Annotated in this window: 21 protein-coding genes; 16 read left to right on the top strand and 5 right to left on the bottom strand. The window is 69.2% G+C overall.

Annotated features, from left to right (window positions below; all coding sequences use genetic code 11):
* Window positions 1–4 precede the first annotated feature (4 nt).
* Both U5N23_RS29365 and U5N23_RS29360 read left to right on the top strand, forming a co-directional pair.
* The gene (locus U5N23_RS29365; RefSeq protein WP_322596226.1) at window positions 5–6,268 is read left to right on the top strand and encodes an Hpt domain-containing protein; all 6,264 of its coding nucleotides are present in this window, start codon (window positions 5–7) and stop codon (window positions 6,266–6,268) included.
* Between the two features lie 101 nt (window positions 6,269–6,369).
* Entirely contained in the window at window positions 6,370–7,527 is a 1,158-nt protein-coding gene (locus U5N23_RS29360; RefSeq protein ID WP_322596225.1) for a PilT/PilU family type 4a pilus ATPase, read from the top strand.
* 31 nt (window positions 7,528–7,558) lie between these two features.
* Here U5N23_RS29360 and U5N23_RS29355 read toward each other — a convergent pair whose 3' ends face one another.
* Window positions 7,559–9,019, bottom strand: a complete 1,461-nt coding sequence (locus U5N23_RS29355) for a deoxyribodipyrimidine photo-lyase (RefSeq protein WP_322596224.1) — start codon at window positions 9,017–9,019, stop codon at window positions 7,559–7,561.
* 23 nt (window positions 9,020–9,042) lie between these two features.
* Between U5N23_RS29355 and U5N23_RS29350 the strand changes: the two genes are divergently transcribed.
* From U5N23_RS29350 to U5N23_RS29305, 10 genes are all read left to right on the top strand, one after another.
* Window positions 9,043–9,642: a YqgE/AlgH family protein gene (locus tag U5N23_RS29350; protein WP_322596223.1), complete on the top strand. Its 600-nt coding sequence runs from the start codon at window positions 9,043–9,045 to the stop codon at window positions 9,640–9,642.
* Entirely contained in the window at window positions 9,639–10,058 is a 420-nt protein-coding gene (gene ruvX, locus U5N23_RS29345) for a Holliday junction resolvase RuvX (RefSeq protein WP_322596222.1), read from the top strand. The genes U5N23_RS29350 and ruvX overlap by 4 nt, the downstream gene beginning before the upstream one ends.
* Window positions 10,055–10,597 carry a bifunctional pyr operon transcriptional regulator/uracil phosphoribosyltransferase PyrR gene (gene pyrR, locus U5N23_RS29340; RefSeq protein WP_322596221.1) on the top strand — a complete coding sequence of 181 codons (543 nt, stop codon included), beginning with the start codon at window positions 10,055–10,057 and terminating at the stop codon, window positions 10,595–10,597. The genes ruvX and pyrR overlap by 4 nt, the downstream gene beginning before the upstream one ends.
* A 2-nt stretch (window positions 10,598–10,599) precedes the next feature.
* Entirely contained in the window at window positions 10,600–11,562 is a 963-nt protein-coding gene (locus U5N23_RS29335; RefSeq protein ID WP_322596220.1) for an aspartate carbamoyltransferase catalytic subunit, read from the top strand.
* Window positions 11,559–12,857, top strand: a complete 1,299-nt coding sequence (locus tag U5N23_RS29330; protein ID WP_322596219.1) for a dihydroorotase — start codon at window positions 11,559–11,561, stop codon at window positions 12,855–12,857. Before U5N23_RS29335 ends, U5N23_RS29330 begins: the two co-directional genes overlap by 4 nt.
* Before the next feature lie 23 nt (window positions 12,858–12,880).
* The gene (locus tag U5N23_RS29325) at window positions 12,881–13,618 is read left to right on the top strand and encodes a lysophospholipid acyltransferase family protein (protein WP_322596218.1); all 738 of its coding nucleotides are present in this window, start codon (window positions 12,881–12,883) and stop codon (window positions 13,616–13,618) included.
* A 153-nt stretch (window positions 13,619–13,771) separates the two neighbouring features.
* On the top strand, window positions 13,772–14,062 hold the full coding sequence (locus U5N23_RS29320) for a hypothetical protein (RefSeq protein ID WP_322596217.1): 291 nt from the start codon (window positions 13,772–13,774) through the stop codon (window positions 14,060–14,062).
* A gap of 423 nt (window positions 14,063–14,485) precedes the next feature.
* Window positions 14,486–15,718 carry a Yip1 family protein gene (locus U5N23_RS29315; RefSeq protein WP_322596216.1) on the top strand — a complete coding sequence of 411 codons (1,233 nt, stop codon included), beginning with the start codon at window positions 14,486–14,488 and terminating at the stop codon, window positions 15,716–15,718.
* 115 nt (window positions 15,719–15,833) lie between these two features.
* The gene (locus tag U5N23_RS29310; protein ID WP_322596215.1) at window positions 15,834–16,412 is read left to right on the top strand and encodes a DUF4166 domain-containing protein; all 579 of its coding nucleotides are present in this window, start codon (window positions 15,834–15,836) and stop codon (window positions 16,410–16,412) included.
* A gap of 25 nt (window positions 16,413–16,437) precedes the next feature.
* Window positions 16,438–16,839 carry a thiol-disulfide oxidoreductase DCC family protein gene (locus U5N23_RS29305; RefSeq protein WP_322596214.1) on the top strand — a complete coding sequence of 134 codons (402 nt, stop codon included), beginning with the start codon at window positions 16,438–16,440 and terminating at the stop codon, window positions 16,837–16,839.
* A 16-nt stretch (window positions 16,840–16,855) separates the two neighbouring features.
* Here U5N23_RS29305 and U5N23_RS29300 read toward each other — a convergent pair whose 3' ends face one another.
* Both U5N23_RS29300 and U5N23_RS29295 read right to left on the bottom strand, forming a co-directional pair.
* Window positions 16,856–17,476, bottom strand: coding sequence for a SiaB family protein kinase (locus U5N23_RS29300; RefSeq protein WP_322596213.1), 621 nt, complete (start codon window positions 17,474–17,476; stop codon window positions 16,856–16,858).
* Between the two features lie 172 nt (window positions 17,477–17,648).
* Window positions 17,649–18,743, bottom strand: coding sequence for an ABC transporter ATP-binding protein (locus tag U5N23_RS29295; RefSeq protein WP_322596212.1), 1,095 nt, complete (start codon window positions 18,741–18,743; stop codon window positions 17,649–17,651).
* Between the two features lie 119 nt (window positions 18,744–18,862).
* Between U5N23_RS29295 and U5N23_RS29290 the strand changes: the two genes are divergently transcribed.
* The 4 genes from U5N23_RS29290 (at window position 18,863) to U5N23_RS29275 (ending at window position 24,451) form a co-directional block, all read left to right on the top strand.
* Window positions 18,863–20,494 (top strand): iron ABC transporter permease, encoded by a 1,632-nt coding sequence (locus U5N23_RS29290; RefSeq protein ID WP_322596211.1) that lies wholly within the window; start codon window positions 18,863–18,865, stop codon window positions 20,492–20,494.
* 44 nt (window positions 20,495–20,538) lie between these two features.
* Window positions 20,539–21,447, top strand: coding sequence for a LysR family transcriptional regulator (locus U5N23_RS29285; protein WP_322596210.1), 909 nt, complete (start codon window positions 20,539–20,541; stop codon window positions 21,445–21,447).
* 121 nt (window positions 21,448–21,568) lie between these two features.
* On the top strand, window positions 21,569–22,960 hold the full coding sequence (locus U5N23_RS29280; protein ID WP_322596209.1) for an 8-oxoguanine deaminase: 1,392 nt from the start codon (window positions 21,569–21,571) through the stop codon (window positions 22,958–22,960).
* A 183-nt stretch (window positions 22,961–23,143) separates the two neighbouring features.
* Window positions 23,144–24,451 carry a nucleobase:cation symporter-2 family protein gene (locus U5N23_RS29275; RefSeq protein WP_322596208.1) on the top strand — a complete coding sequence of 436 codons (1,308 nt, stop codon included), beginning with the start codon at window positions 23,144–23,146 and terminating at the stop codon, window positions 24,449–24,451.
* A 75-nt stretch (window positions 24,452–24,526) separates the two neighbouring features.
* Here the strand turns inward: U5N23_RS29275 and U5N23_RS29270 are convergent, their stop codons facing one another.
* Complete coding sequence (locus tag U5N23_RS29270) at window positions 24,527–24,847, bottom strand: hypothetical protein (protein WP_322596207.1); 321 nt, start codon at window positions 24,845–24,847, stop codon at window positions 24,527–24,529.
* A 125-nt stretch (window positions 24,848–24,972) separates the two neighbouring features.
* Complete coding sequence (locus U5N23_RS29265; protein ID WP_322596206.1) at window positions 24,973–26,511, bottom strand: PepSY-associated TM helix domain-containing protein; 1,539 nt, start codon at window positions 26,509–26,511, stop codon at window positions 24,973–24,975.
* Between the last annotated feature and the right edge of the window lie 11 nt (window positions 26,512–26,522).

The raw sequence follows: 26,522 nt of genomic DNA, 5'->3' as shown, positions 1-26,522 counted from the left end.
ACCCATGCCATCTATTGATGTCAAAAATGCACCGGCCGCAGACTGGACCCAGGGAGATCAGGACCTGGGTCCTTTGGCTTGGGTGCTCGACGAACTGCGCAAATCCCTGGGCGGTGCCGTCAAGTCGATGCGCCGCTTCGTGCGTGACGTGGAAACCGCGAGCGAATCCGACCTGGCCGCGCTCGACGCCGGTGCCCTGCGCATCGCCAGGCAGCAGTTGCACCAGGCCAGCGGTGCCCTCGAAATGGTGGGCATGGGCCCGCCAGCGCTCGTGCTGCGTGCCATGGAGGCTGCGGTGCAGCGCTTCGTGCAGCGCCCCGAACTGTGCACCGACGACGCCACCAGCACCATCGAGAAGGCCAGCTTCGGCCTGATCGAATACCTGGAAAGCGTGCTCGCCGGCAAGTCCGTCTCGCCCGTTGCGCTGTTTCCCCAGTACCGCGACGCGCAGGCCCTGGCCGGTGCCGAGCGCGTGCACCCGGCCGACCTGTGGCCGGTGGAGCGGCGCTTTCGTGAGCCCGAAGTCACCATCGCCGCAGAACCCCTGCCGTATGGCCCCCAGGCGCGCGGGCAACTCGACGCGGCCGTGCTGCGCATCGTCAAGACGGGCGACCTCAAGGCCGCCCGTGCCATGTATGAAACCTGCCTGGGCTTTGTCGCCGCCCAGCAGGACCGACAATCGCGCGCGTTCTGGAAGATCTGCGCCGCCTTCTTCGAATCCTTTGCCGGCGGCCTGCTGCCAGCGGACGTGTATGTGAAGCGCGTGGCCTCGCGCGTGCTCATGCAGTACGCCACCCTGGCCAAGGGCGACAACACCATCGCCGACCGCCTGGTGCAGGACCTGCTGTTCTTCTGCTCCCAGGCCACCGTGCCCGAAGGCGCGGCCGCCAAGTTCCCCGCGCTGATGACGGTGCGCCACGCCTTCAGCCTGGATCGCTTCAAGCCGGTGGACTACGACACCGCGCGCTTTGGCCGTTTCGACCCCGCCGTGCTGGCCCAGGCACGAAAGCGCATTGCCGCCGCCACCGAAACCTGGTCGGCCCTGGCCGGCGGTGACCGCAACAAGATCAAGCCCGCCGCCGACCAGTTCAGCCTGGTCTGCGATTCGCTGCGCAAGCTCAGCCCTGGCAGCGAGAAGCTGGCCACGGCGCTCACGCACGTGATGGACGCCACCACCAGGTCCGGCGAGCCGCCATCGGCCGCGCTGGCCATGGAAGTGGCCACCTCCGTGCTGTACCTGCAGGCCGCGTTCGAAGAACTCGACGCGGCCGAGGAGCAGATGGCCGAACGCGCTTCCCGCCTGTCCGAGCGGCTCCAAGCCGTGGGCGCCGGTGCCGAGCCCGAGCCCCTGGAAGGCTGGATGGAAGAGCTGTACCGCCGTGTCAGCGACAACCAGACCATGGGCAGCGTGGTGGACGAACTGCGCGCCACCCTGGCCGAGGCCGAAAAGTCGCTGGACCTGTTCTTCCGCAACCCCGAGGATGCGACGGTGCTGGCCCCGGTGCCCGGGCACCTGGCGCAGATGCGCGGCGTGCTGTCCGTGCTGGGCCTGGACCAGGCCTCACTGGCCGTGGTGCGCATGCGCGACACCGTCGACCGCCTGCTGATCAACGACATCCCCGAGGAAGAGCGCCAACCCGCCTTCGAGAAGCTGGGCAGCAGCATGGGGGCCCTGGGCTTCCTGATCGACATGCTGAGCTACCAGCGCGCCATGGCACGCAAGCTCTTCGTCTACGACGAGGAGCTGGGCGAGCTGCGCATCCTCACGGTGCGCACGCGCTCGCGCGCCACGGACAGCACCCCTGAAGCCACGCCCGCCAAGCTCGAAGAGCGTGCGGCGATTCCGCTGCCCGACGTCGTGCCCCGCTTCCCGGTCGAAGAGCCCGAAAGCGCTCCCACCGATTTCTCGCCCCTGCCCGGCGAGTTTGCCGAGCCTGAGCCAGCCCCCGCGCCGGTCGAGCAACTGGCCCCCGACATCGGCTTTGGTCACCTGGGTGCTGCGCCTGTACCCCCTGCGGCACCCGTGCCCGCCCCGGCACCAGCCGCCGCCTTGCCGGCCCCCGTGGTGCGCCCACCGGTGGACGTCGAAGACGAACTGCTCGAAATCTTCCTGGAGGAAGCGCGCGAAGTCGTCACCACCGGCCTGGCAGCCATCGCCACCCTGCGCAACGAGCCGGGTGAACTGAGCGAGCAGACCACGCTGCGCCGTGCTTTCCACACCTTGAAGGGCAGCTCGCGCATGGTCGGCCTCAACGACTTCGGCGAAGCCGCCTGGTCGATGGAGCAGGTGCTCAATGCCTGGCTGGCCGAACAAAAGCCGATGCAGCCCTCGCTGCTGCAGCTGTCCACCGACACCCTGCACGCCTTTGGCGACTGGGCCGACAGCCTGGCCTCCGGCAGCCCGACGCACTGGCAACCCGAGGCCTTCCGCAAGGCTGCGGAAGCCATGCGCCAGGACGGCACCCTGCTGCCCCTGACCTCGGGTGCCGCCGAACCGGCCGCTGCCGAGGTGCCCGCCCTGATCGAGGTGCCTGCCGACACCACCGTGGCCGAAGCACCCGCCGCGCTGCCCGAAGCCGTGCCCCAGCCGGTGGAGGACTTCGCGCCCGTGCCGGAACTGATCGATGTGCCCGCCCTGGCCGAGCCCGTGCCCGAAGCACTGCCGCAGGAAGACGAGGAAATCGTCCACGCCGACTTCGTGTCCACCGAGGTCCCCGAAGACGCCCTCGAGCCCGAGATCGTCGCATTCGAAGCGCCCAAGGAAGTCCCCGACACCAGCTCCACGGTCACCGAAGAGATCGACTTCGCGGTGTTTGCCGAAGCCATCGCCCAGGTGCCCGACAGCCCCGAAACGCCGCCGGCCATCGAGCCCCTCGCCGTGGCCGAGCCGGTCGCCGCCACTGCGGTGGACTTCGATCTGCCGCTGCTCGATACCGCCGAGCCCGCGCCGGCCCCCGTGCCCGAGCCGGTGGTGCAGGCCGTGTCCGACACGCCGTTCGAATTCGCGCTCGACGACCAGTTGCTGGATGCCGGCGCCCCTGCTCCCGCACAGCCCGAGCCCGACGCCCTGCTGGCCTTTGCCCCCGAGCCCGCGCAGCAGGCTCCCGCCGCTGCGGCCGAGCCCGTGAAGCCCGAAGCCTTGCCGGAAGTGCTCCCGGAGGTTCTGCCCGAAGTGTTGCCGGAGGTCGCGGCAAGCCCCGTGGCGCCTGCGGTCGCTGCCGCGCCCGTGGTCGAAGAGGCCTCGTTCGATGAGGCCGTCAAGGTCATCGAGACGCTGCGCATCGGCATTCCGCTGTACAACGTCTACCTGAACGAAGCCGACGAATGGTCGCGCCGCCTCGTCACCTGTCTGCAGGAATGGTCGCTGGAGCTGCACGAGCCTCTGCCGGACACGGCGGTCGCCCTGGCGCACTCGCTTGCGGGCAGCTCCGCCACGGTGGGCTTCACCGCGCTGTCCGAACTGTCGCGCGTGCTCGAACATGCGCTGCAGCACGTGCAGTTGCAGTCCCGCGGCACCAAGGAGCAGGCCCAGGTCTTCATGGACTCGGCGGAAGACATCCGCCGCCTGCTGCACCAGTTCGCCGCCGGCTTCCTCAAGGAGCCCAGCCAGGACGTGCTGGAAGCGCTGCGCCAGATCCTGCAGACCGAGGTCGACAACACCCTGTCGCCGATCGAGGACGAGCCCGAAGTCGAGGCGGTGGCAGAACCCGAGCCCGAGCCCGAACCGGAGCCGGAGCCGGAGCCGGAGGCTGTCGTGGCCCCGGTGGTGGTTCCCACCGGCCATGTGGCACCCGCGCTGTCGCCGGTGGCGCACGACCATGACCAGGACGTGGACGATGCCATCGCCCGTGCGGTGGAACTGTCGTCCGACATCGATGACGACATCGACGCCATCGACGTGATCGATCCCGACCTCTTCCCGATCTTCGAGGAAGAGGCCCAGGAACTGCTGCCCCAGCTCGGTGGCGCCCTGCGCCAGTGGGCCTCGCGCCCCGACAACCTGGGTGCCCGCAGCGAAGTGCTGCGCGCCCTGCACACGCTCAAGGGCAGCTCGCGCCTGGCCGGTGCCATGCGCCTGGGCGAAATGGCCCACCGCCTGGAATCCGCCATCGAGCAGCTCGATGTGGAAACCGTCACCAGCGCCGAGATCGAGCCGCTGCAAGCCAACTTCGACGGTCTGCAGGCCAATTTCGCCGCCTTGAGCGCCATCGGCACCCAAGGCCCGGCCGATGCCGTCGTGGCACTGCCTGTGGCGGCGCCCGCGCCAGCCGCTGCAGCACCCGTCGTCGCCACCGCGCCCGCTGCAGCCGGTACGCCGGAACCACGGCCAGCCGCTGCCACCGTGGCGCCTGCCGCCCGCCTGGCCGGCCCGTCGCAACTGGCCCCGCTGCGCGTGGCGGCCAACCAGTCGGTGCGCGTGCGTGCCCAACTGCTCGACCGCCTGGTCAACCAGGCCGGGGAGGTGATGATCAGCCGCTCGCGCCTGGACGTGCGCCTGGGCCAGTTCCGTTCCTCGCTCACCGACCTGTCGGGCAACCTGGACCGCCTGCGCCTGCAACTGCGCGACATCGAGGTGCAGGCCGAATCGCAGATGCAGTCGCGCCTGGCCCTGTCCAAGGACTCGGCTGCCGGCTTCGACCCGCTGGAGTTCGACCGCTTCACCCGTGTGCAAGAACTGACGCGCATGATGGCCGAGTCGGTCAACGACGTGGCCACCGTGCAGCGCAACCTGCAGCGCACCATGGAAGGTGCCGAAGACGACCTGATCGCCCAGGGCCGCCAGGCGCGCGAACTGCAGCGCGACCTGCTGCGCACCCGCATGGTGGAGTTCGAAGGCATCGCCGAGCGCCTGTACGCCGTGGTGCGCCAGGCCTCCAAGGAAACCGGCAAGCAGATCAAGCTCGATATCACCGGCGGCTCCATTGAAATGGACCGCGGCGTGCTGGACCGCATGACCCCCGCCTTCGAGCACTTGCTGCGCAACTGCGTGGCCCACGGCATCGAGAACCCTGAAGCCCGCGTGGCTGCGGGCAAGCCGGCCTCGGGCACCATCACGGTGGACCTGCACCACGAAGGCAACGACGTGTCGGTGGAGTTCCGCGACGACGGCGCCGGCCTGAACCTGCCGCGCATCCGCGAAAAGGCCATCGCCCAGGGGCTCATCGAGCCGGGCCTGGAGCTCAGCGATGCCGACGCCGCCAACCTGATCTTCACGCCCGGTTTCAGTACCGCCAGCGAAGTCACCGGCCTGGCCGGTCGGGGCATCGGCATGGACGTGGTGCGTTCCGAGATCAACGCCCTGGGTGGTCGTATCGAGACCACGACCGACACCGGCAAGGGTGCCGCCTTCCGCATGGTGCTGCCGCTGACCACGGCCGTGACGCAGGTGGTGATGCTGCGCGCCGGCGACCTCTCCATCGGCGTGCCCGCCAACCTGGTGGAAATCGTGCGCCGCACCTCGGTGGCCGACCTGCAGGAAGCCTACAAGGCCGGCCATTTCGACGATGGCCTGGAGCAACTGCCCTTCTTCTGGGCCGGTGCGCTGCTGCAGGCCTCGGCCCGCAGCCACGAATCGGTCGGCAAGACCCGCCCCGTGGTGGTCTTCCGCAGCGCCTCGCAGCGCATCGCCATGCACGTGGACGAAGTGCTGGGCAACCAGGAAGTGGTGGTGAAGAACCTCGGGCCGCAGCTGTCGCGCCTGCCTGGCCTGGCCGGCATGTCCGTGCTGGCCTCGGGTGCCGTGGTGCTGATCTACAACCCGGTGGCCCTGTCCACCGTGTACGGCGACCAGGTGCGTGCCGCCAGCGAAAACCTGCCCATGGTCACCGACCGGGTCGAGGCGGGTGGTGCAGGCGTTGCGCCGCTGCCATCGGGCATCAGCCAGGTGCCGCTGATCCTGGTGGTGGACGATTCCATCACCGTGCGCCGCGTCACGCAGCGCCTGCTGCAGCGCGAAGGCTACCGCGTGGCCCTGGCGGCGGATGGCCTGCAGGCGCTGGAGCGGCTGCAGGAAGAACGCCCGACGGTGGTGCTGTCGGACATCGAAATGCCCCGCATGGACGGGTTCGACCTGGCGCGCAACATCCGCGCCGATGGCGCCCTGCGCGACCTGCCCATCATCATGATCACCTCGCGGATCGCCGAGAAGCACCGCGAGCATGCGATGGAGCTCGGGGTGAACCACTACCTGGGCAAACCTTACTCGGACGAAGAGCTGCTCAGCCTGATCCAGCACTACGCCCGCATCGCCGCTGCCGCAGAGGCCTGACAAACCACCCGACGCCTGCATCCCTCACCGGTGCAGGCGTTGGTGTTTGTGGGGGTCTGCGGCTTTTTCGTGTCTGTCTGTCTGCCTGACCAGAGGTGCCGATGGAGTCGAGTTCAATTGCCGGCGACAGCCGGTTGCTGGCCTGCCTGGCCTTGGTGGCGCGCGAAGGCGCGTCCGACCTGTTCCTGCTTGCGGGCGCTTCGCCCACGGTCAAGCGCCAAGGGCTGTACGTGCCCATCTCGCGCCAGGTGATGGGGCCGGACGACATCCGCATGATGGCCTACTCGGTGATGCGCAAGGCGCAGCGCGAGGAGTTCGAGGCCACCATGGAGTGCGACCTTTCGTACACCACGCCCGATGGAGAGCGCTTTCGCTTCAACATCCACATGCAGCGCGGCCAGGTCGGCATCGTGGTGCGGCACGTGGTGTCCAACATTCCGCAGCTCGACCAACTGGGCCTGCCGCCGGTGCTCAAGCAGCTGGCGTTCCTGAACGGCGGCCTGATCCTCACCGTGGGCGCGGCCGGTTCGGGCAAGACCACCACGCTCGCGGCCATGCTGGACCACCGCAACGAGCACGCCAACGGGCACATCCTCACCATCGAGGACCCGATCGAGTACCTGCACAACCACAAGAAATCCCTGGTGACCCAGCGCGAGGTGGGCCTGGACACCCTGTCCTACGACGAGGCCCTGCGCCGCGCCATGCGCGAGGCGCCCAGCGTGATCCTGATCGGCGAGATCCGCGACCGCGCCACCATGCAGCATGCGCTGCACTACGCGCAGTCGGGCCACCTGTGCGTGTCCACCCTGCACGCGCACAATGCCAGCCAGTCGGTGCAGCGCATCCTGAACTTCTTCCCCGAGACGGCCCACCAGCAGCTGCTGATGGACCTGTCGCTGAGCCTGAAGGCCGTCGTCGCGCAGCGCCTGATCAAGAGCGTCAAGGGCACCCTGGTGCCCGCCACCGAGGTCATGCTGCTCACCCCCTTCGTGGCCGACCTGATCCAGAAGGGCCAGGTCGACGAACTCAAGACCGCCATCATCCGCGGCAGCGAGCAGGGCATGGGCAGCTTCGACCAGTCGCTGCTGGCCCTGGTGGAGGCCGGCACCATCACCCCGGCCGAGGCCGTGGCCAATGCCGACAACCGCACCGACGTGACCCTGCGCCTGCGCCTGGCGTCCGGCAACGGCCTGGCCATCGACGATGGCGGCATGCAGATGGCCGAAAAACCGCGCGACCCGATTTCGCGGTTCTGACAGGCGCCACTCCATCGGGGTGGCAGCGCCATCACTCCGCCGTCTTCACCACGGCATACCTTTCCAGCGTGCGCTGGCGCGCCGCATCGTGGTCCACGATGGGGTGTGGGTAGGTGCTGCCCAGCACCACCCCGGCTGCCTGCAGCTCCAGCGGCTTTGCTGCCCACGGGGCGTGCAGGGCCGCATCGGGCAGGCCGGCCAGTTGCGGCAGGTACCTGCGTATGAACTGGCCCTTGGCATCGAATTTCTCGCTCTGGCTCACGGGGTTGAAGATGCGGAAATACGGCTGCGCATCGCAGCCGCTCGAACTGGCCCACTGCCAGCCGCCGTTGTTGGCCGCCAGGTCGAAGTCGTTGAGGTGCGTGGCAAAGTAAGCCTCGCCCCAGCGCCAGTCGATGCCCAGGTCCTTCACCAGAAAGCTCGCCACCACCATGCGCAGGCGGTTGTGCATGTAGCCCGTCTGGTTGATCTGTGCCATGGCCGCATCCACCAGCGGGTAGCCGGTGCGGCCCTCGCACCAGGCGGCGAACAGTTCCTTCGCCTCGGGGCCGCTCTCCCACACGATGGCGTCGTAGGCGGGCTTGAAGCTGTTCTCCACCACCTGCGGATGGTGCGCCAGGATCTGGTGGTAGAAGTCGCGCCAGATCAGCTCGCTGAGCCAGGTCGCGGCGCCCTGGTTGCCCTGCACCATCAGCGCATGGGCCGTGCGTGCCAGCAGGCGCGGCGAGATGGTGCCAAAGCGCAGGTGCACGCTCAGGTAGCTCGGCCCCTTCACGGCCGGAAAATTGCGCGCATCCTCATAGCGGCCGATGCGCTGGCAGAAATCCTCGAACAGCGCCTGCGCCCCGCTTTCGCCGGCAGGCAGCGCCAGACCCGCGGGCTCGAAGCCCAGGGCCTGGAGTGCCGGCACGGCATGGGCGTGCGCCTGGGGGCGGGGCGCCAGGCGACGCGCATGGCGCTCCACGGGGTAGCTTTTCAGGTAGAAGGCATCGACCTTCCTGAGCCAGGCGTTCTTGTACGGCGTGAACACGCTGTAGGGCTTGCCCGTCTGGGTCAGCACCTCGTCGCGTTCGAAGACCGTGTGGTCCTTGTAGGTGTGAAACGCGCGGCGGGCCGTGGCCAGCCGCGTGCGCACCCGCTGGTCGCGCGCCAGGGCCTGGGGCTCGTCGTCGTGGTTGGTGAACACCGCGTCCACCCCCAATTCCTCGGCCAGTGTGGGAATCGCATCGCTGGCCACCGCATGCAGCACGATCAGCCCGCCGCCTGCATGGCCCGACAGGGCGCGCAGGCGCTCGTTGAGTTCGACCAGCGACCCGTGGATGAACTCCACGCGCCGGTCCTTTCTGGGCAGCGGATCGAGGATTTCGGTGTCGAAAACGAAGGCGCAGTGCACCTTCTGGCAGGTGGTCAGGGCGTGGTACAGGGCCGCGTGGTCGCTGGCGCGCAGGTCGCGCCGGAACCATACGAGACCGGTGGAATAAGAGGGCTCCATGTTCACCGTTAAAATTGGCACATATGTCTATCGATTCTGCGCCCATCAACCTGACGCATCACTTTTTGATCGCGATGCCCGGTCTGGAGGATGAGTCTTTCGCGCGCAGTGTGGTCTACCTGTGCGAGCACAGCGAGCGTGGCGCTTTAGGGCTCATCATCAACAAGCCCACCGACATCACCCTCAAGGGCCTGTTCGACAAGGTCGACCTGTCCCTGCGACGCGAGGACCTGCGCACCGCGCCCGTCTTCTCGGGCGGCCCGGTGCAGACCGAGCGCGGCTTCGTGCTGCACGAGCCCATGCTCATGGACAAGGCAGAGACCGACGAGTCGGCCTACGCCTCCACCATGACCATCCCTGGCGGCCTGGAGATGACCACCTCCAAGGACGTGCTCGAAGCCCTGTCCACCGGCGCCGGCCCGCGCCGCGTGCTCATCACCCTGGGTTATTCCTCCTGGGGCGAGGGCCAGCTCGAATCGGAACTGGCCGAAAACGCCTGGCTCACCGTGGCGGCCGACCTGTCGGTGATCTTCGACACCCCCGTGACCGAGCGTTACGACCGCGCACTGGCCCTGTTGGGCCTGCAGGCCTGGATGCTCTCGCCCGAGGCGGGGCACGCATGAGCGGCCTGTCCGTTCAGCCGGCCGTTCCTGCGCATTTCCAGACCTTTCTTGCTTTCGATTTTGGCCAGAAGCGCACGGGCGTGGCCACCGGCAACCGCCTGCTGCGCAGCGCCAGCCCGCAAGAGACCATCAAGGCCGAGGGCGACGCCCGCTTCGTGCAGGTGGCCCAGCGCATCAAGGAGTGGCAGCCCGACGCCCTGGTGATCGGCGTGCCCTTCCACCCCGACGGCGCCAGCCACCAGAACACCGAACGCGCCCTCAAGTTCGGGCGCCAGCTGCGCGGCCGCTTCGGCTTGCAGGTGTTCGAGGTCGACGAGCGCTACAGCACCACCGAGGCGATTGCCGGTGGCGCCAAGGATGCCGATGCCGCCTCGGCCTGCATCATCCTGGAACAGTTTTTGAGGAATCTTCCATGACGACGACGAACTCCCCCTCCGGCGCGTCCGGCGGCAGCCTGGTGCTCGACGCCGAGGCCCTGTACCGCGAGCTGCTGCGCGGCGTGCGCAGCATGGTGCACCCTGGCGGCACGCACCTGGCGGGCATCGCCTCGGGCGGCGCCTGGCTGGCCGAGCGCCTGCAGAAGGACCTGGGCCTCGAAGGCGCGCCCGGCGTGCTCTCGTCGGTGATGCACCGCGACGATTTTGCCCAGCGCGGCCTGGCGGCCGGCGCGCAGACCTCGCTGCCCTTCGACGTCAACGGCGCCGACATCATCGTGCTCGACGACGTGCTGTACACCGGCCGCACCATCCGCGCCGTGCTCAACGAGCTGTTCGACTATGGCCGCCCCGCCAGCGTGCGCCTGGCCGTGCTGGTGGACCGCGGCGGGCGCGAGCTGCCGGTGCATGCCGAGTTTGCCGCCGCCCGCGTGGCGCTGCCGGCCACCCAATCGCTGGCCCTGGCGCGCGACGAGCAGGGCGCTTTCCAGTTCCAAGTCCAACAAGCCCGGGAGGCCTGACCGTGCTGCACAAGCGCAACCCCCAACTCAATGGCCACGGCGAGCTGGTCCACCTGCTGTCCATCGAAGGCCTGCCGCGCGACATCGTCACGCACATCCTCGATACCGCCGCCAACTTCGTGAGCGTCAGCGACCGCGAGGTCAAGAAGGTGCCCCTGCTGCGCGGCAAGAGCGTGTTCAACCTGTTCTTCGAGAACAGCACGCGCACCCGCACCACCTTCGAGATCGCGGCCAAGCGCCTGTCGGCCGACGTGATCAACCTCGACATCGCACGCAGCTCGGCCAGCAAGGGCGAGTCGCTGCTCGACACCATCGCCAACCTCTCGGCCATGGCGGCCGACCTGTTCGTGGTGCGGCACAGCGAATCGGGCGCTCCCTACCTCATCGCCCAGCACGTAGCCCCCCACGTGCACGTGATCAACGCGGGCGACGGCCGGCATGCCCACCCCACGCAGGGGCTGCTGGACATGTACACCATCCGCCACTACAAGAAGGACTTCAGCAACCTCACGGTGGCCATCGTCGGCGACGTGCTGCACTCGCGCGTGGCACGCTCCGACATCCACGGCCTGACCACCCTGGGCTGCGCCGAAGTGCGCGTGGTGGGCCCGCGCACCCTGGTGCCGTCCGACATGGCGCAGATGGGTGTGCGCGTCTGCCACACCCTCGAAGAGGGCATCAAGGACGCTGACGTGGTGATCACCCTGCGCCTGCAGAACGAGCGCATGAGCGGCGCGCTGCTGCCATCGAGCCAGGAGTATTTCAAGAGCTTCGGCCTCACGCAGGAAAAGCTGCAGCTGGCCAAGCCCGACGCCATCGTCATGCACCCCGGCCCGATCAACCGCGGCGTGGAGATCGATTCCGCCGTTGTCGACGGCCAGCAAAGCGTGATCCTGCCGCAGGTGACCTTCGGCATTGCAGTGCGCATGGCCGTCATGTCCATCGTTGCAGGAAATGAAGCATGAAGATACTGATCCAGAACGGCCGGGTGATCGACCCCGCATCCGGTTTTGACCAGACCTGCAGCATCGCCCTGGCGGCGGGCCGCATCGTCGGCATCAATCGCGTGCCGCCCGACTTTGCCCCCAACCGCGTGATCGACGCCGCCGGCTGCTACGTGCTGCCCGGCCTGGTGGATCTGGCCGCGCGCCTGCGCGAGCCCGGCCACGAGCACGAAGGCATGCTCGAATCCGAAATGGCCGCCGCCGTGGCCGGCGGCGTGACCAGCCTGGTCTGCCCGCCCGACACCGACCCTGTGCTCGACGAGCCCGGCCTGGTGGAGATGCTCAAGTTCCGCGCCGAAAAGCTGCACCAGAGCCGCCTGTTCCCCCTGGGCGCGCTCACCCGCAACCTGGCTGGCGAGGTGCTGACCGAGATGGCCGAACTCACCGAGTCCGGCTGCGTCGGCTTCAGCCAGGCCGAGGTGCCGCTGGCCAGCACCCAGGTCACGCAGCGCGCGCTGCAGTACGCCGCCACCTTCGGCTACACCGTGTGGCTGCGCCCGCAAGAGCTGCACCTGGGCAAGGGCGTGGCCGCCAGCGGCCCCCTGGCCACGCGCCTGGGCCTCTCGGGCGTGCCCGTGGCGGCCGAGACGATTGCCCTGCACACCATCTTCGAGCTGCAGCGCAGCACCGGCGCGCACGTGCACCTGTGCCGCATCAGCAGCGCCGCCGGCGTGGAGCTGGTGCGCCGCGCCAAGGCCGAGGGCCTCAAGGTCACGGCCGACGTGAGCATCAACTCGCTGCACCTGACCGACGTGGACATCGGCTTCTTCGACAGCCGCGCCCGCCTGTCGCCCCCGCTGCGCCAGCAGCGCGACCGCGATGCCTTGAACGCCGCGCTGGCCGACGGCACCATCGACGTGCTGGTGTCCGACCACACCCCCGTGGACGAGGACGCCAAGACCCTGCCGTTCGCCGAGGCCGAGCCCGGCGCCACCGGCCTGGAGCTGCTCTTGAGCCTGGCCTTCAAGTGGTCGCAGGACAGTGGCGTGCCGCTGCAGCGCGCCCTGGCGGTCGTCACCAGCGAGCCTGCGCGCGTGCTGGGCAGCGCCCTGGGCACCCTGCAGGCCAGCGTCGGCAAGATCGCCGAAGGCGGCGTGGGCGACCTGTGCATCTTCGACCCCGCCGCCGCCTGGACGGTACAGGGCGACGCGCTGCGCAGCCAGGGCAAGCACACCCCCTTCCTCGGCTACGAACTGCCGGGCCGCGTGCGAACCACCCTGGTCGGCGGGCAGGTCGCCTTCGACCGCGGCGGCTGAGCGAGCGGGCCAGTGAACCTGCCATGAAGGCCCTGCGCGCCGTCTGGCGCCTCGTGCGCATGCTGGGCCATATCCTCAAAGGCATGGCCATCGTGGCGCTGCGCTTTCCGTCGCTCTCGCCCGACCAGCAGCACGCCCGCGTGCAGGCCTGGTCCATGGAGCTCTTGGCCAAGGCCGGCATCTCGCTGCGCCTGCAGGGCCAGCCGCCCATTACCGGCCCGGTCATGCTGGTGGCCAACCACATCTCGTGGCTCGACATCCCGGTGATGCACGCGGCACGGCACTGCCGCTTCGTCTCCAAGTCCGACGTCAAGGCCTGGCCCCTCATCGGCGGCCTGGCCACCGCCGCCGGCACCCTGTACATCGAACGCGCCTCGCGCCGCGACGCCCTGCGCATGGTGCGCACCATGCAGGAGTCGCTGGAGCGCGGCGAGGTGCTCGCCGTGTTCCCCGAAGGCACCACCGGCGACGGCCGCGACATCCTGCCCTTCCACGCCAACCTCATCCAGGCCGCGGTGGTGGCCAACGCCCCCGTGCAGCCCGTGGGCCTGCGCTTCGTCGACCGCACCACTGGCGAACTGAGCTTCGCCCCCAGCTACATCGGCGATGAAACACTGGTCGGCTCCATCTGGCGCACCCTGAGCGCCCCGGCCATCGAGGCCGTGGTGCACTATGGTGAGCCGGAACTGCCTGCGGGGCGGGATCGGCGGGTGTTTACGCAGGACCTGCAAGCCACGGTGGACCGCCTGCGTCGCAGCTGAGCGGCTGCGCTCCCGTGGGAGATGGACCGCGCTGCCTTCGCAGGGGCATCGGCAGCGCATGTGGGCCGAAGTCCCCGAGGCGAATGGGACGTTGTCCGACTTTGTCCGGCGCCGGTGTGCATGACACTGGTGGCTCGTTCCATGGAGACAGCTATGCGATTCATCCAGCAAATGGGCGTCTGGACCGTGTTGGTGTTGAGTTCGATGGCCGCCGTGGCCCAGGGCGTCAACACGCCTGCCATCGTGCCGGGCCTGCGGCCTGCCGCTCCGCCGGCATCATCGCCGTACCAGCCCCCGGCACCGCCATCGACCAGCACCACGCCGCAGCAGACCCCTGCGCCCCCGCCCAGCCAGACCCCGGCCCAGACGCCCGAGCCTCCGCCTTCGCAATCACCCTCCGAGACACCGCGCGAGCCGGTTCCAGCGCCGCCCGTGCAGGGGTGAGAGGCTGAGAATCTTTGGTCCATGCCCGCCTTGCACGCCAAAGCCCCCCGGCTCGTCGAACGCAAATGCTCGCCATAGCCCCACGCTGTGGCTGTGCTTTGCGCGTGGATCCGAGGCGTTTTGGCGCGCCCCTCGGACCCGGCCAAAAAATTCCCAGCCTCTGAGCGCGCTCGCCGCGCTCTGCCGGGGCGTTTTCTCCCCCAGCAATTCCTACCCTTCGGCCCTCGGTCGCTGCCCCACGCACGACCGCCGGGGTAGCCTGCCCGCCCGAAACCGTGCATATTCCACATTTGCGGCGCAAGGGGGCCGGGGTGGGGGCTGCAAATCCACGCAATTGCCTTATCGTCCGCACCAGTTGACAAGCCAGCCTGCATCCCATGCAAGGACGCAGGCGTCCATTCACACTGCCGGGAGGGCACGACCATGAACCTGATCGAACGCGTCAAGAGCATTCTTCTCAAACCCAAGGAGACCTGGGCCACCATCGATGCCGAGCCGGCCGATGTGGCGGGGCTGTACACCCAGTACCTGATGATCCTGGCGATCATCCCTGCGGTCTGTGGCTTCATCGGCATGTCGCTGATCGGCTTTGGCGGCTTTGGCTTCAATGTGCGGGTGCCCATCCTGTCGGGTCTGATCAACATGGTGGTCTCGTACGTGCTCAGCCTGGTCGGCGTGTTCGTGCTGGGCCTCATCATCGATGCGCTGGCGCCCACCTTCGGCGGTCAGAAGAATTCCATCCAGGCGCTCAAGGTGGCGGTCTACGGCAGCACGGCGGCGATCCTGGGCGGCATCTTCAGCCTGTTGCCGGCCCTGGCCATGCTGGGCGTCGTCGCGGCGCTGTACTCCATCTACCTGGTCTACCTGGGCCTGCCGGTGCTCATGCGCAGCAACCCCGACAAGTCCATCGCCTACACGGCCGTGGTGATCGTCGCGGGCATCGTGGTCGGCGTCATCATGGCGGCCGTCAGCTCGATCTTCATGCCCAGCACCGGCGCCATGTTCAGCGGATCCGATGCCCCCGCCATCTCGGTGAACACGCCCGGCGGCAAGGTCACCATCGACACCGCCGGCCTCGAAGCGGCCAGCAAGAAGATGGAAGAGGCCGCGCGCCAGATGGAAAAAGCCCAGAAGAGCCAGGACCCCGCCGCCATTGCCGCAGCCAACAGCGGCGCCGTGGCGGCAGCCGCCAGCATGATGGGTGGCGGCCAGGCCGTGGCGGCCCAGTCGCTCAAGGCCGCACTGCCCGAGCAACTGGCCGGCCTGCCGCGCACCGGTTTCGACGTGCAGGACGGCGCGGCCCTGGGCCTGCCCACCAGCCAGGCCAGCGCCTCCTACGGCAGCGGCGACAAGCGTGTGCGCATCGAGATCATCGACATCGGCGGCCTGGGCCAGATGGCGGCCCTGGCCATGGGCATGGGCCAGGGCGAGAAGGAAGACCAGAGCAGCGCCGAGAAGACCTGGCAGGAAAACGGCCGCACCCTGCACCAGAGCTACCAGAAGGACGGTAGCCGCGCAGAGTTCAAGACCGTGCTCAAGAACGGCCTGGTGGTCGGCATCGAAGGCGACGGTGTGGGCGTACAGGACCTGCGCGGCATGCTTTCGCAGGTGGACCTGAACGCCCTGGAAGCGCTGCAGCGCAAACCAAAGGGCTGAGATCGTTCACCTGGGGTTCGCGCGGGCCACGGCCCGCTTTTTTTGGCCCGCTGCAACGTCCCGGGTAGACTGGCCGCACGCTGGCTCTTTTCAGTCCCTGCCGACGCACTGCTCCATGACCTCCACCGCATCCCCCGCTGCCACACCCGCCACGTTGTACCAGCGCGTGATGGGGGTGGATTTTGACCGGCTCTCCTCCCCGGTGGCGCGCTTTCACCGCCTGGCGGGGGCGCAGGTGCTGCACGGCCAGGTGCAGGTGCAGGCCCCGGCATCGCTGCTCGGCCGCGTGCTGGCCTGGGGGCTCGGGGCGCCGCAGCAGGCGGGGCAGGGCGTGATCCGCTTCGAGCTCGATGCCACCCCCGGCGCCGAGGTCTGGACGCGCATCTTCCCCACGCGCACCATGCGCTCCACCCTGCGCGAGGCACCGGGCTTTGTCGAGGAGCACATGGGCGCGGCGCGGCTGCTGTTCGGCCTGGCGGCGGTGGAGGGCGGCCGGCTGGAGATGCGCCTGGTGCGCATGCGTTTCATGGGCATTCCCTGCCCGCGCTGGCTGCAGCCCGCCATCGTGGCGCGCGAGATGGGGCAGGGCGATGACCAACTGCACTTCGAGGTGCAGGCCAGCGTGCCCTGGATCGGCCGGGTGGTGGGCTACCGGGGGCACCTGCAGGTGCCTGCCGACGCCCGAATCCCATGATTGTCGTCTCTGACGCCCGAATCCCGTGATCGTCGTCTTTGACGCCAAGTGCCTGCTGTGCAATGGCTGGGTGCAGTTTCTGCTGCGCCATGACCGCGCGGGCCGTATCCGCTTTGCCTCCATCCAGGGGCAAGAGGGCCTGCGCCTGCTGCACGAGGCGGGCCTTCAGGTCGATGGCCTGCAGACCCTGCTGGTGGTCGAGGACAAGGACGACGGTGGCCGTACCTGGCAGCACACCGCCGCCATCCTGCGCATCCTGCACGCGCTGGGCTGGCCCTGGCGGCTGGCGTGGGTGGGCTGGCTGGTGCCGGCCCTGCTGCGCGATGCGCTGTACCGGCTGGTGGCGCGCAACCGCTACCGCATCTGGGGGCGGTCGGAGACCTGCATGCTCCCCGCGCCCGAACACGCGGGGCGGTTTCTCGATTAGGACGTGCCGGACGCGCTCAAATCCGGGCTTTGACGTGGAACAGCGCCGTGCGGCCTTCGTTATCGGGGCTGGGCGCAAAGCTGTATTCCAGCGGCGCACTGGCATCGCGCGCAATGGTCAACAGGCCCAGGCCGGCGCCCTTGCTCAGCGTGTCGGTGGCGCTGTGGTCGGGGTTGCGCAGTTGCTCCCGGTAGCTTTGCTTGATCTCTTCGAGGCTCATGGCGCGCAGGGCGTCGAGCTTGTCGGTCAGGCGCGGCACATGGGCTGCATCCACAGCGTTGCTGCAGACGATCCAGTACTGTGCAGGGGCTTCGCTTGCCTGCACGTCGGCAGGCAGGTCCTTGCCCACGCCGATGGCGCCCTTGGGGGCGGGCGCTGCAGGCGCATCGGCCGCTGCCGTTTCCAACGCATCATCGTCGGGCGGCACCGCATAGTGCAGGATGTTGTGCGCCATCTCCACGAAGGTGGAGAACAGCTTGCGCTTGGCCGGGCCCGAGGCGTCCTCGGTGGCCAGGCGCTGCTTGAGCGAGTCGGCCGCCGCAGCCACCACGGCGGGCGTGAACTCGCCCGCGTAGTAGAACAGCACGCCGCAATCCTGCGCGTTGGCCTGGAAGCGTTCGAAATCGGGGCCGTTCATGGTGTGGCGGCTCCGAAAGGGTGGAGGGGGGCAGGGGAGGCGCCGCCCCCTGTGGCCGGGCACCTGTCGAGAAAGGACATGCGGGAAGAACCGATGGTGATGCTACGAATTGCAACCGATTCTTGCCGCCTTGCATGACGGCGCCGTGACGCTTCGCTTTCGACCCAGCGGCTCAGGCCGCCGGGGCCTCGATTCCGGCCTGGGTCTCGCGCGGGAAGGTCACCACATGGTCCGCTTCGGCGCGGATGCCGATCCACTCGCCCACGGCGTGGTTGTGGTGGCTGGGCACATGCGCCACCACGGTCTGTCCGCTCGCCAGGCGCAGGGTGTACAGGAACTCCGAGCCGCGAAACGACTTGCGCACGATCTGCGCCTGCACCGGGGCTGCGTCGTCGTGCACGATGTCGTCGGCGCGCAGCAGCACATCGCATTCGCCGCCGGGGTAGCTGGCGGGCAGGGGGCATTCGGCCAGGTCGGTGAGTTCGCCCACCGGCGTCAGCGCTACCACGTTGTCGCCGCGCTGCACCAGCGTGGCGGGGGCGAACACGCCATGGCCGATGAAGTCCGCCACGAAGCGCGTGGCCGGGCGGTGGTAGAGGGTGTAGGCGTCGTCCCATTGGTGCAACTGGCCCTCGTGCATCACGCCGATCACGTCGCCGATGGCAAAGGCCTCCAACTGGTCGTGCGTGACGAAGAGGGCCGTGGCGCCCGCCGCCTTCAAGATGCCGCGCACCTCGTGCGCCAAGCGCTCGCGCAGGTCCACGTCGAGGTTCGAGAACGGCTCGTCCAGCAGCATCAGCTGCGGGCGCGGCGCCAGGGCGCGGGCGAGCGCCACGCGCTGCTGCTGCCCGCCCGAGAGCTCGTGCGGAAAGCGCTGCTCGCTGCCCGAAAGCCCCACCAGGGTGAGCACCTCGGCCACGCGCGCCGCCTGCTCGCTGCGCGGCAGGTGGTGGATGCCAAATCCCACATTGCGCCCCACCGACAGGTGCGGGAACAGCGCATAGTCCTGGAACACCATGCCGATGCGCCGCTGCTCGGGCGGCACGCTCACGCTGGCACTGCTGACCACCTTCTGCGTCAGGCTGATCTGCCCGCCCGACACCGGTTCGAGCCCGGCCACGGCGCGCAGCAGGGTCGTCTTGCCGCAGCCCGAGGGGCCGATCAGCACGCCGATATCGCCCGCGCGCAGGCCCAGGGACACGTTCTGCACGGCGGCGCGGGGGCGGCCAGCATAGCGCACTTCAAGTTGGGAGACCTCTAGGAACATGGCCCCATTTTAGGTGGATGGGCTCGAATGCTTAAAATTCGCATTTGCATTTCCGAACTTCCCTGCGGCCCCGGGCGCGGGGCCGGCATGCCCAGACCCCTTTGCCGAGCCCTTTTGCCTTGCGCCGCACACCGTTTCGCTTCCTCCACACCCTTCCCCTGGTCCTGCTCGCCGGCATCCTTGTGCTGCCCGTGCTGGCGGTGCTGGCTTCGTGGCTGCCGTTCGGGCAGACCGATGCGCTGGCCGGCCCCATCCTGCGCGAGATGGCCTCCACCGTGCTGCCCGGCTATGTGTGGACCACGCTGTGGCTGAGCCTGCTGGTGGCGCTGGGCGCGGCCATCGTGGGCACGGTGGCTGCGGCGGCGGTGACGCTGTTCGACTTCCCGGGCCGGCGCACCTTCGAGTGGCTGCTGCTGCTGCCCCTGGCCATGCCGGCCTATGTCACAGCCTATGCGTACACCGACTTCCTGCAGTTCAGCGGCCCCCTGCAGGTGGGGCTGCGCGCCACCTTCGGGCTTGAAGGCCGGCTGCTGCCCGAGGTGCGCAGCCTGGGCGGCGCGGTCTGGGTGTTCATCTTCTCGCTCTACCCCTATGTCTACCTGCTGGCCCGCACGGCGCTGGGCGAGCGCGCCGCGCACCTGATGGAGGCGGCGCGCCTGCTCGGCGCGCCGCTGCCCCGGCGCATCCGCGCCGTGGCTCTGCCGCTGGCGCGCCCGGCGGTGGCCGCCGGCGTGGCCCTGGTGCTGATGGAGACACTGGCCGACTTCGGCGTGGCCAGCTACTTCGGCATCCAGACCTTCACCACCGGCATCTACAAGGCCTGGCTGTCCATGGACAACCGGCTCGCCGCCGCCCAGCTGGCCACCATGCTGCTGGTGGTGGTGATGGCCCTGCTGCACCTGGAGCAGCGGGCGCAAAAGCGCATGCGCTTTGCGGGCGGCCTGGGCCGCGCCGGCTCGGCCGAGGCCCAGCCCCTGGCGCTGCGCGGCGGGCGCCGCCTGCTGGCCTGGGCCGTGTGCACGGTGCCAGTGCTCATGGGCTTCGTCGCGCCCGTGGTCTTCATGCTGCGGCCGCTGGCGGCCGACTGGTCGGTGCTGCCCTGGGCGCGCTTCCTCGAATGGGCCGGCAACAGCGTGCGCCTGGGCGCCATCACCGCCGTGCTGGCCGTCATCGTGGCACTGGCGCTGGCCTTTGCGGTGCGCCGCAGTGCCGACGCGGTGACGCGCGGCGTGGTGCAGCTGGTCAGCCTGGGTTATGCCGTGCCCGGCGCCGTCATCGTCGTGGGCCTGCTGCTGCCCGTGGGCTGGCTGCAGGCCGCCGTGCCGCAGTGGGGCGTGGGTGCCCTGGTCACGGCCACGGCCGTGGGCATCGTCTGGGCCTACCTGGTGCGCTTTTGCGCGGTGGCGCTGCAGTCCATGCAAAGCGGCTATGCGCGCATTCCGCAAAGCCTGGACGACTCGGCGCGCATGCTGGGCACCGGCAGCGCCGGCCTGCTGGCGCGCGTGCACTGGCCCCTGCTCAAGCGCTCCACCGCCGCCGCCGCGCTGCTGGTCTTCGTGGACGTGATGAAGGAGCTGCCCGCCACCATGGTGCTGCGCCCCTTCAACAGCGACACCCTGGCCGTGGTGGCCTACCAGCTCGCGCGCGACGAGCGCCTGGGCGAGGCCGCGCTGCCCTCGCTGGCCCTGGTGGCCGTGGGGCTGGTGCCGGTGATATTGCTCAGCCGAACCTTGCGCTCCAGCAAGCGCTAGGGGCTGCGCTGCAGCGCCCCCGCCAAACCGGGTAACCTGCGCGCATGCACGCCCGCGTTCTCCGCTACCTCGACGAAGTGGTCCGCCGCGGTTCCATCCGCAAGGCGGCCCAGCACCTGCACGTGGCGCCCACGGCGGTCAACCGGCAGATCCTCGACCTGGAGGCGGAGCTGGGTGCGCCGCTGTTCGACCGCATCCACAACCGGCTGCGCCTGACGCCGCTGGGCGAGATGGTACTGGCCCACGTGCGCAACACGCTGCGTGAGCATGCCGCGCTGCGCGAGCGCATTGCCGAGTTCAAGGACGAGCGCCGCGGCGAGATCACGGTGGCCACCACGGCGGGCCTGGCCGGCTCGCTGCTGCCCTCGCTGGTGCACGATTTCCGCCAGCGCTACCCGGGCATCGCGGTGCGCATCATCGACCTGCCGATCGCCGAGATACCGGCCGCCGTGGAGCGCGGCGATGCCGAGCTGGGCCTGGGCTACGACCTGTCGCTCAAAGCCGCGCTGCGCACCCTGTCGGCCAGCGAGTGGCCGATCGGCGCCGTGGTGCCGCCCAAGCACGCGCTGGCGCGCCAGTCGTCCGTGCTGCTCAGCGACTGCATCGGCCATGCGCTGATCCTGCCGGCGCCGCAACTGACCATCCGCACCCTGCTCGACGAGGCCTTCGAGCGCAACGCCATCAAGGTCACGTCCGTGGCCGAATCGACCTCGATGGCGCTGATCCTGCGCCTGGTGGTGCTGGGCGAGGGCATCGCCCTGCTCAACCCGCTGGACCTGATGGAAGAGCGCGCCCGCAACGCCCTGGTCTTCGTGCCGCTGCGCGACGCCCACCTCGCGCGCCAGACCCTGGTGCTGGCGGCGCGCGCCAAGGGTCAGCTCAGCCCCGCAGCCGAGCTGATGGCGGCCAACATCGGCGACGCGCTGGCGCGGCTCTTTGCCAGCGCACGCTGAACCCGCAGGATTCATGTGTCCACATTTTGTGGACACCCCAGGCGCAATTCGGCGCTATCGCAGATGCATTGCCGTTCCTAGACTGGTGCCATCAAACCTGCGAACAAAGAGAAGCCGCCCCATGACCACCCTGATAGCCTTGAACGCCGATGTCCTCGTCACCATGGACGCGCAACGCCGCGAGATCCGTGATGGCGCCCTGGTGGCCGATGGCCCCGCCGTGAAGTGGGTGGGCCCCACGGCCGAGCTGCCGCTGCAATACCGCCGCATGGCCGACGAGGGCACGGCCCGGGTGCTTGACATGCGCGGGCGCGTGGTGTTGCCCGGCCTGGTCAACACCCACCACCACATGTACCAGAGCCTCACGCGCGCCGTGCCGGCGGCGCAGGATGCCGAGCTGTTCTCCTGGCTGACCAACCTCTACATGCTGTGGTCGCACCTCACGCCCGAGATGGTGCATGTGTCCACCCAGACGGCCATGGCCGAGCTCATGCTCTCGGGCTGCACCACCACCAGCGACCATCTGTACCTGTACCCCAACGGCGCGCGCCTGGACGATGCCATCGCCGCCGCGCAGCAGATGGGCATGCGCTTCCACGCCGCGCGCGGTTCCATGAGCCTGGGGCGCAGCAAGGGCGGGCTGCCGCCCGATGCGGTGGTGGAGGAGGAAGGGGCCATCCTGCGCGACAGCCTGCGCTTGATACAGCAGTACCACGACGCCTCGCGCCACGCCATGCTGCGCGTGGTGCTGGCGCCGTGCTCACCGTTCTCGGTGACGCGCGAGCTGATGCGCGAATCGGCCCTGTTGGCGCGTGCCCACGGCGTGTCGCTGCACACCCACCTGGCCGAGAACGACAACGACGTGGCCTTCTCGCGCGAGCAATTCGGCCTCACCCCCGCGCAGTACGCCGAGAGCCTGGGCTGGGTCGGCCGCGACGTGTGGCATGCGCACTGCGTCAAGCTCGACCCCGAGGGCATCGCCCTGTTCGCGCGCACCGGCACGGGTGTGGCGCACTGCCCCTGCTCCAACATGCGCCTGGCCTCGGGCATTGCGCCCGTGCGCAGCATGCGCGATGCCGGCGTGCCCGTGGGCCTGGGGGTGGATGGCAGCGCATCCAACGATGGCGCCCACATGCTCGGCGAGGCGCGCCAGGCCCTGCTGCTGCAGCGCGTGGGCCACGGCCCGGCCGCCATGGGCGCGCGCGAGGCGCTGGAGATCGCGACCCTGGGCGGCGCCCGCGTGCTCAACCGCGACGACATCGGCGCGCTGGCACCCGGCATGTCGGCCGACTTCGTGGCCTTCGACATGTCCGCCGTCGGCTATGCGGGTGCGGGCCACGACCCGGTGGCGGCCCTGGTGTTCTGCACGCCGGCCAGCGCCGACACCAGCGTCATCAACGGCCGCGTGGTGATCGAAGGCGGCCGCCTGCTCACGGCCGACCTGCCGGTGGTGCTGGGGCGGCACAACGCCCTGGCAAAGACGCTGTTCGAGCGGGCCGCAGCAGGCCACTGATTTCCTTTCCTCATCCAACCGTCCACCACCGGGCTGCCCCTTCGCGGGCGGGCCGGGTTCGCCCTGGGCGCACGCCGCCCACCACCGCACGCAAGGAGCCACGGCAACGCGCCAACCAGTGACCGCATTCCTCACATGACGACAAGTGCCTTTGCAAAGGCCAACGGACAAGGAGACAAGACAATGGAACAACTGCTTTACAGGGTGGAAGACCGCCCACCGATGTTTGCCACGGCGATGCTGCTGTCGCTACAGCACCTGCTGGCGGCGCTGGGCGGCATCATCGCCGTGCCGCTGGTGATCGGCGGTGCACTCAAGCTGCCAGCCGACCAGATCGTGGCCCTGGTGAATGCCGCGCTGCTGGGTTCGGGCATCGTCACCATCATCCAGTGCCGGGGCGTGGGGCCGGTCGGGATACGCCTGCCCTGTGTCATGGGCACCAGCTTCGCCTTCGTCGGCGCGGGCATCAGCGTGGGGCTGGAGCATGGCGTGGCGGGCATCCTGGGCTCATCGCTCGTGGGCTCGCTGGTGATGATCATCGGCAGTTTTTTCATGCCCGTGATCCGCCGCTTCTTTCCGCACACCGTGACCAGTGTGGTGGTCACCATGATCGGCCTGTCGCTCACACCCGTGGCGGTGGACTGGGCGGCCGGCGGCGTGGGCGCCAGCGACTATGGCGCCGTGGGCCACCTGGCGATTGCCGGCTTCGTGCTCGCACTGGTCATAGCCTTTGTGCAGTGGGGCAAGGGCATCGTCTCGGCCAGCGCCGTGGTGCTGGGCATCGCCAGCGGGTACGTGCTGTGCCTGGCGCTGGGGCTCATCGACTTCACCCAGGTGCGCGAGGCGCCGGTGTTCGCCATACCGCAGCCGCTGCACTTCGGCATGTCCTTTCCGGTCGCGGGCATCGTCGCCATGTCCATCGCCTTTTTGGTCACCATCGTCGAGACCACGGGCACCTTCATGGCCCTGGGCGCCGCCACGCAGACGCCCATCCCCAACAAGCGCCTGGCCAGCGGCATCCTGTGCGACGGCGTGGGCTCGGCCTTCGCTGCGGTGATGTCCAGCCCGCCGCTGTCCACCTTTGCGCAGAACGTGGGCGTGGTCTCGCTCACGGGGGTGGCCAGCCGCCATGTGGTGATGCTCACGGGCGTCATGCTGCTGCTGGCCGGGCTGTTCCCGGTGCTGGGCGCGCTGGTGGTGACCATTCCGCAGCCCGTGCTCGGCGGCGCCGGGCTCATGATGTTCGCGATGATCGTCTCGGCTGGCATCCGCATGCTGGCCAGCAGCGCGCCCTCGCGCCGCAACAGCCTCATCATCGCCGTCTCGCTGGGCTGCGGCCTGGCCGTCACGGTGCGGCCCGACCTGCTGGTGCGCATGCCGGCCTTCGTGCGCGAGGTCTTCGGCTCGGGCATCACCGTGGGCGCGCTGGTGGCCGTGGTGCTGAACCTGGTGCTGCCGGGGCGCGAGCGCGAGGAAGACGAGTCCGCCTGACCCCGCCCATGAAAAAGCCGCCCGAAGGCGGCAGGCCGGGTGTGGGCATCCGGGTGAGGCGGGGCGCTGGCGCGCTTATTCGCTCCAGTCCGAGTGCTTCTCGCAGATCTTGTTGGTCTCCTTGCCCTTGCGTGTTTCACCAAAGGTCACGAGGTTGCCCTTGAAGTCGTCAGGCGTCTCGTTCCACATGCAGGTGCACCAAGCCTGGGCCTTGGTCTGGCCCTTGATGGGGCTCTTTTCGTCGCCGCCCTCGTACAGCTTGGCGGCATAGCCCAGGCATTGCCGGTACTGGGCGTCGCCCGCGGGGGGCTTGTTGTAGTCGGTGGCGGCCAGGGCGGACGTGCCCGCTGCCAGGATGAGAAGGGCGCCGGTGAGTGCGGTACGGATCGATTGCATGGGTGGGAGACCTCTGCCAGGTGGTTTTTGGTGTTGAAACGGCGTGGGCCTGGGGTGCGTGCGGCAAGCTGCTTGCTGTGCGCCACCCAGGTGTTATGCAGTGTATCCGTGTGAAACAAAAGGTTTCACATTTGTTTTGCAACGGGCCTGGACGCCAGCGCCGCGCCCCGCCACGGCCGCACCAGCCGCCGCCAGCCCACGACCACGCCCGTGAGGCTCAGCACCGCCCCACCCAGGCTCAGCACGATCAGCACCCCATCCCACAGCGGGCGGCGCGCCAGCAGTGGGCCCCAGTCCCAGCTGTGCAGCAGCGCGAACAGCCAGCGGCTGGCGCGGCGATGGGTGTCGCTCTTGTCCAGCACGGCGCCGGTGTGCGGGTCGATGTGCACCCAGGTGGCGTGGGCGTCGGCAAACACCACGCGCAGCACGGGCAAAGGCTTGTCGCCGCCGCCGGTCATGGTGTGGGCGGCGCGGCTGTAGTAGTGCAGGTCGTAATCGCGCAGCAGCTCGGTGCGGGCCACGGGGTCGGGCAGCAGGCGGGCTGCGGCGGCCTGCAGTTCGGCGGGGTCCGGGGTGTGGGGCTGCGCCGTGGCCGCGTCGCGCACGGCAGGCGCGCCCGTGGGGCTGGCCGCCAGCACCAGGGTGTGGCCGGCATGGCGCACCCAGCGCAGCTCGCGCGTGTGGGGCGATGCCGCCGCCAGCAGGGCCTGCACGCTGGAGGGCTGCGCGGGCAGCACCAGCGGGCCGCCGTGCATGGCCTGTGTGCGCAAAGCCGGGGCACAGCTGTCGAAAACCTTCCACGGGTTCATGGACATCAGGCCGCTGAAGATCCAGGTCAGCGTGACCGCTGCGAACAGCAGGCCGAAGACATGGTGCCAGCGCATCACCAGGCCCCGGTAGGGCGAGCGCGAGCCGCTCTTGTAGCGCCGTGTGAAGCGCCAGCGCATGATGCCCACCACGGTGCCGGTGATGGTCAGCACGATGCCGGCGATGGACAGCCAGTTCACGATGTCGGCCCACCAGGCGTCGAAGGCATTGCCGCGAAACGGGTAGAGCCAGTGGATCCAGGCGCCCGCGTAGTTCCAGCCGCGTTCCATTCGCGTGGCGTCGCGCACCACCTCGCCCGTGGTGCCCGAGACGTAGACCTCCGTGCCCGCCGCGTCGCCCAGCGCCAGGCGGTACAGCGGGCGGTGCGCGTCGAGCGCGCGCGAGTGGGTGAAGGCGTCCTCGTCGATGCGGTCCAGGTAGCGCGCGCTGCCCGCCCCGCCGGAAAACGCCTGGGCCGATGCGGTAGCCCACGCTGCATCCACCGTGCGCAGCAGCTCGCCGCTGGCAGCATCGACAACAGTGGCCGGTCGGCGCCTGGGCGCGCCCTCGGGCTGCACCAGGTAGACCGCGCGCCCGCCGCTGGCCACGGCCAGGCGCAGGTCGGCCAGCGGCTTGCCGGCCATGCCCGCAGCGCGCAGCGCATCGGCGGGCTCCAGTGCGATGGCTGCCGTGCGCAGCGGGGGCAGGTGCTCCAGGCGCTCGGCGGCCGTGAGCTTGGGGTAGCCCACGTACATCATCACCACGCCCGAGACGAACCACATGGCGAAAAAGGCGCACAGCACCACCCCCGCCCAGCGGTGCACGAGGTAGAGCCAGCGCTTGGCGTGCGGCAGCATGGGTGGCTCCT

The sequence above is a fragment of the Acidovorax sp. genome, assembly GCF_034519795.1.
Classification (GTDB): Bacteria; Pseudomonadota; Gammaproteobacteria; order Burkholderiales; family Burkholderiaceae_C; genus Acidovorax.
This window is presented reverse-complemented; position numbering and strand designations above follow the sequence as displayed.

Bases quoted from the DNA above. Each gene is read 5' to 3' on its own strand.
- U5N23_RS29285 (WP_322596210.1), top strand. From the start codon at position 20,539: ATGCACGCCCGCGTTCTCCGCTACCTCGACGAAGTGGTCCGCCGCGGT.
- U5N23_RS29280 (WP_322596209.1), top strand. From the start codon at position 21,569: ATGACCACCCTGATAGCCTTGAACGCCGATGTCCTCGTCACCATGGAC.
- ruvX (WP_322596222.1), top strand. From the start codon at position 9,639: ATGAGCGGCCTGTCCGTTCAGCCGGCCGTTCCTGCGCATTTCCAGACC.
- U5N23_RS29365 (WP_322596226.1), top strand. From the start codon at position 5: ATGCCATCTATTGATGTCAAAAATGCACCGGCCGCAGACTGGACCCAG.
- U5N23_RS29320 (WP_322596217.1), top strand. From the start codon at position 13,772: ATGCGATTCATCCAGCAAATGGGCGTCTGGACCGTGTTGGTGTTGAGT.
- U5N23_RS29360 (WP_322596225.1), top strand. From the start codon at position 6,370: ATGGAGTCGAGTTCAATTGCCGGCGACAGCCGGTTGCTGGCCTGCCTG.
- U5N23_RS29315 (WP_322596216.1), top strand. From the start codon at position 14,486: ATGAACCTGATCGAACGCGTCAAGAGCATTCTTCTCAAACCCAAGGAG.
- U5N23_RS29355 (WP_322596224.1), bottom strand. From the start codon at position 9,019: ATGGAGCCCTCTTATTCCACCGGTCTCGTATGGTTCCGGCGCGACCTG.
- U5N23_RS29275 (WP_322596208.1), top strand. From the start codon at position 23,144: ATGGAACAACTGCTTTACAGGGTGGAAGACCGCCCACCGATGTTTGCC.
- U5N23_RS29350 (WP_322596223.1), top strand. From the start codon at position 9,043: ATGTCTATCGATTCTGCGCCCATCAACCTGACGCATCACTTTTTGATC.
- U5N23_RS29300 (WP_322596213.1), bottom strand. From the start codon at position 17,476: ATGAACGGCCCCGATTTCGAACGCTTCCAGGCCAACGCGCAGGATTGC.
- pyrR (WP_322596221.1), top strand. From the start codon at position 10,055: ATGACGACGACGAACTCCCCCTCCGGCGCGTCCGGCGGCAGCCTGGTG.
- U5N23_RS29295 (WP_322596212.1), bottom strand. From the start codon at position 18,743: ATGTTCCTAGAGGTCTCCCAACTTGAAGTGCGCTATGCTGGCCGCCCC.
- U5N23_RS29325 (WP_322596218.1), top strand. From the start codon at position 12,881: ATGAAGGCCCTGCGCGCCGTCTGGCGCCTCGTGCGCATGCTGGGCCAT.
- U5N23_RS29330 (WP_322596219.1), top strand. From the start codon at position 11,559: ATGAAGATACTGATCCAGAACGGCCGGGTGATCGACCCCGCATCCGGT.
- U5N23_RS29265 (WP_322596206.1), bottom strand. From the start codon at position 26,511: ATGCTGCCGCACGCCAAGCGCTGGCTCTACCTCGTGCACCGCTGGGCG.
- U5N23_RS29310 (WP_322596215.1), top strand. From the start codon at position 15,834: ATGACCTCCACCGCATCCCCCGCTGCCACACCCGCCACGTTGTACCAG.
- U5N23_RS29270 (WP_322596207.1), bottom strand. From the start codon at position 24,847: ATGCAATCGATCCGTACCGCACTCACCGGCGCCCTTCTCATCCTGGCA.